Below are 4201 nucleotides of genomic sequence, written 5' to 3'. Positions count from 1 at the left end.
TGCTGCTCCTGGTGGTCGTGTTTGCGGTCGTACAGGCCGTGCGCCCGCTGCCGACGCCGACCCTGAACCTCACCGCTGAGGAGTCCGTCTCCTTCGAGGGCGGCAAGCCGTCCGTGCCGTGGCCCGGCCAGGGCCAGGCCGCGATGGACGTCAACGGCATCGGCACGTTCGGTACCTCGGGCGCGCAGAAGCCCGTGCCGATCGCGAGCATCGCCAAGGTCATGACGGTCTACCTGATCCTCCGCGACCACCCGCTGGAGAAGGGCAAGGAGGGCCCGAAGATCCCCGTCGACGCCGCGGCGGAGAAGCACTACGAGACGGGCAAGGCGGAGAAGGAGTCCGTCGTCCGCGTCTCCGAGGGCCAGAAGATCACCGAGTACGAGGCGCTCCAGGCGGTCATGCTCCCGTCCGCCAACAACGTCGCCAAGCTGCTCGCCCGCTGGGACGGCAAGAGCGGCTCCGAGGACGCGTTCGTCGACAAGATGAACAAGACCGCCAAGGAGCTGGGGATGAAGAACACCCACTACACCGACCCCAGCGGCCTGGACAAGACGACCGTCTCCACCGCCGAGGACCTCGTGAAGCTCGGCCGCGCCGCGATGAAGAACCCGGTCTTCAACGAGATCTCCCGGCAGCCGAGCTACGTGGACCTCAACGGCGAGAAGCAGAAGAACTTCTTCGGCCTCGTCCCCACCGTCGCCATCGGCATCAAGACCGGCACCACCACCGCAGCGGGCGGCAACATCCTCTTCGCCGCGGAGAAGCAGGTCGACGGCAAGACCCAGACGATCATCGGCGCCGCACTCGGCCAGTACGGCAAGCCCGGCGTCGCCAACATCGACGAGGTCACCGGCGTGGTCAAGCGGCTCATCGAGGCGGGCCAGGACGCGCTGACGTCCAAGAAGATCGTCAAGAAGGGCGATGTCGTCGGCCAGGTCGACGACGGGCTCGGCGGCACGACGCCGGTCGTCGCCACCAAGGACGTGTCCGCCGTCGGCTGGGCGGGTCTCACGGTGAAGCTGCACCTGAACGACGACAAGGGCGAGCCCGTGCCGCACTCGGCGAAGGCCGGCACCGAGGTCGGCGTGCTGAGCGTCGGCGACGGCAAGGGCGACGCCGTGCGGGTGCCCGTGGCCCTCCAGAAGGACCTTGAGGAGCCGGGCTTCGGCGCCAAGCTCCGGCGCGTCGGCTGACCCCGGCGATCAGCCCGCGCGACAGCGGCGGGGGCAGGCCCCGGGCGGGGCCTGCCCCCGCCGCTGCGTGCTAGCGTCACAAGCTCGGGGGGCAGTACGCCGGGGCCGAGTACGGGGTGGACCGGGACGCCGACCCCGTGGGACCGCCCCCGGCCCCTCCGACGAGACGGACGACACGGGGAGAGCCAGCAGTGGCCACAGCGGAGCCGACGCGCGCCGAAGACGACGCACAGCCGGACAGCAGCAAGGGCGAAGGCCCCGGCGCCGCCGGACGAATACCGCTGTCCGGCCGGAAGCCCGCCCCCGGTGCCTCCTGGACCGCCGCCCTGACGGACCGCATGCACCGGCACCCGGTGACCGCCGTGACGCTGCTCGCCGCCGTGCTGCACCTGGTCTGGTTCCTGGTCTTCGCCAACGGCGGCGGTGACCTCGCCGCGCAGGACGCCTGGGCGGAGTTCGTCGGACGGCACCCCGAGTCCGCGTACAACCTCGCCTGGTACGGCGGCATGCACCCGGTGTCGTACAGCGTCATCTCGCCGTACCTCATGTCGGTGCTCGGCGTGCGGACGACGATGATGATCGCCGGGACGCTCTCCGCCACGCTGCTCACGATGATCCTGGTGCGCAGCCGTGCGGTGAAGCAGCCGCTGTGGCCCGCGCTCGCGGGCGTCTTCGCGCTGTTCTGCAACGCGGTCTCGGGCCGCGTCACCTTCGGCCTCGGCCAGATGTTCGCCCTGATGGCGGTGGCCGCGGTGTTCTGCTGGCCCTACCGCTGGCGCTACAAGCGGTGGGCCAAGGCCCTGGTCGCCGCGCCGTTCGCCGCGCTCGCCACGATGGGCAGCCCGGTGGCGGGCCTCTTCGTGGGCATGGTCGCCGTCGCGCTCTTTCTCAGCAAGCGCTACCCGGGGGCGTACGCGCTCGGCCTCGCGCCCGCGGCCGTCGTGGGCCTCTCGGCGTGGCTCTTCCCGTTCTCCGGTACGCAGCCGATGTCGTTCGGCTCGGCGTCGCTGCCGCTGCTCTTCGCCGTGCTCGTCTACTTCGCGGTGCCCAAGGAGTGGAAGACCGTACGGATCACGACGGCCGTGTACGCGGCCTTCGTCCTCGGGGTGTGGCTGATCAGCTCGCAGATCGGGTCTAACATCACCCGCCTCGCGATGTCCTTCGCGGGCGTCGTGCTGGTGGCCGCGCTGCCGTATCTCGTCCCGAAGACCCGCATGTGGTACGCCGTCGTCGTGGCCCTCGTCGGCTTCACCGGCTGGATCGGCTTCAAGACCGTCGACGACATCGTGCACACCCACGCCACCGCCTCCTGGACGCGCGAGGTCTCGCCGCTGGTGAACGAGCTGAAGGAGCGGGGCGCCGCCAAGGGCCGCGTCGAGGTCGTCCCGGCCCGCAACCACCGCGAGGCGTCCGCGCTCCCCGCCTACGTACAGCTCGCGCGCGGCTGGAACCGGCAGGCCGACATGGAGCGCAACCCGCTCTTCTACGACGACACCCTGAACTCCGCGAACTACCACGAGTGGCTCCAGCGCTGGTCCGTGCATTACGTGGCGGTCCCCAAGGGCGAGCCCGACGGCGACGGCGGCAAGCGCGAGACGCAGCTGATCACGGACGGCCTGCCGTATCTGAAGCAGGTGTGGGTCGACACCAACTGGCGGCTCTACGAGGTGACCGACCCGAGGCCGCTCGCCGAGCCGAACGCCGTGGTGGAGCGCGCGGAGCAGGGCGAGATGACCCTGCGCGTGGACAAGCCGGGCCGCATCCTGATCCGCATCCCGTACTCGCCGTGGCTGAGCGTCGTCGACGCCGAGGGCAAGGGCGTCGAGCGGCCGAAGGAGACCGAGACGTCCAAGCAGGACCGGCGGCGCGACGAGTCGATTCCCCGGAAGTACGAGAACGTCCACGGCTGTCTGCTGGAGGCGCCGGAGGACCACCACGGCGACGAGTGGGTCGAACTGCTCGCCCCGAAGGCGGGCACCTACCGGCTCGGCTCGCCCTACCAGATCCCGCGCGGCACGCCCTGCCCGGAGGAGATGCGCCGCTGAGGGCGCGCGTCAGCCGCCCGGCGGCGCGCAGACCCCGGACGCGGGCGGCGCGGCGGGGACCGCGTCCCGCCCGGCGTCCTCGCGGACCGTGTCGAGCTGGGTGAGGAGATCGCCGAGGCGCTTGTCCGTGGGGTCCCTGAAGTACTGGAGGACGGCGCGGTGGAAGGCGTCGCGCAGGCTCGGCGGCATCACGTCGGAGGCGTCGAAGCAGAGCGTGTGCGCCTTCGCGGTGAGGATGTCCGCGATGCGCCGCCCCGTCGGATCGGTGGGCTGCGGGTCGGTCGACGCGGGGAAGAAGGGGCGCAGCTCCCGCTCCGCCTCCGCGCGCCAGAGCCCGCGCGCCCGGTCGCCGGAGAGGCGCTCGACGAGGGTGCGGGCCGCCGGGTCCCCGCCGAAGACGGCCGCCATGTCGCCCGCCACCTCGTAGGCGCCGTCGTAGCGCGCGCGGCCGGGCAGGAACCCCGCCGAAGGACGCGCCTGGACGGGGTCGCCCGCGTAGACGTAGCGGATGAACGCGCTCTGGTGCTCGTGCGTGCAGCGGGGCGCCAGGGAGTGCAGCAGCCCGCGCGGGCCGCCGCCCTTCGCCGGGTCGGGCGTGCCCACGTACGGCGTGGTCAGCGACTGGTCGACGGCGGCCCTCGATCGGTCGCCGAGCAGTTCCGCCCAGGTCGTCCAGGCCTCGCGGACCCGGCTGTCGCGCCAGCTCAGCCGTCCGGTGGCCCACCGGGTGTAGACGTCGGGGCCCGACCGGTGCAGCAGGATGTCCTCGATCCAGTCGGTGCCCGGCCAGCCCGAGGTCGCCTGCGAGGCGAGGCCGACGCACCACTTCGGGGACCTGGCCGACGTGCCGCGCTCGCTCCACACCAGGCTCTTGAGGTCCACCTTCAGCGGTACCCAGTAGGTGCGGCGGGCGCCGTCGATGTGCAGGGCCGGGGCCCAGGGCGGATAGGCGCGGGCGGCGGC

The 4201-nt window shown here is 71.9% G+C and carries 3 protein-coding genes; 2 read left to right on the top strand and 1 reads right to left on the bottom strand.

Annotated features, from left to right (window positions below; all coding sequences use genetic code 11):
* On the top strand, positions 1-1193 hold a 1193-nt coding region (locus AB8Z36_RS31650; protein ID WP_369216826.1), incomplete at its 5' end, for a D-alanyl-D-alanine carboxypeptidase.
* 191 nt (positions 1194-1384) lie between these two features.
* Positions 1385-3238 (top strand): MFS transporter, encoded by a 1854-nt coding sequence (locus tag AB8Z36_RS31645; RefSeq protein WP_369216825.1) that lies wholly within the window; start codon positions 1385-1387, stop codon positions 3236-3238.
* A 9-nt stretch (positions 3239-3247) separates the two neighbouring features.
* Here the strand turns inward: AB8Z36_RS31645 and AB8Z36_RS31640 are convergent.
* Positions 3248-4201 (bottom strand): alpha-glucoside ABC transporter substrate-binding protein (locus AB8Z36_RS31640; RefSeq protein WP_369216824.1); only part of this gene is annotated, 954 nt, incomplete at its 5' end.

The organism is Streptomyces flavofungini (genome assembly GCF_041028215.1).
GTDB classification, from domain to species: Bacteria; Actinomycetota; Actinomycetes; order Streptomycetales; family Streptomycetaceae; genus Streptomyces; species Streptomyces flavofungini_B.
This window is presented reverse-complemented; position numbering and strand designations above follow the sequence as displayed.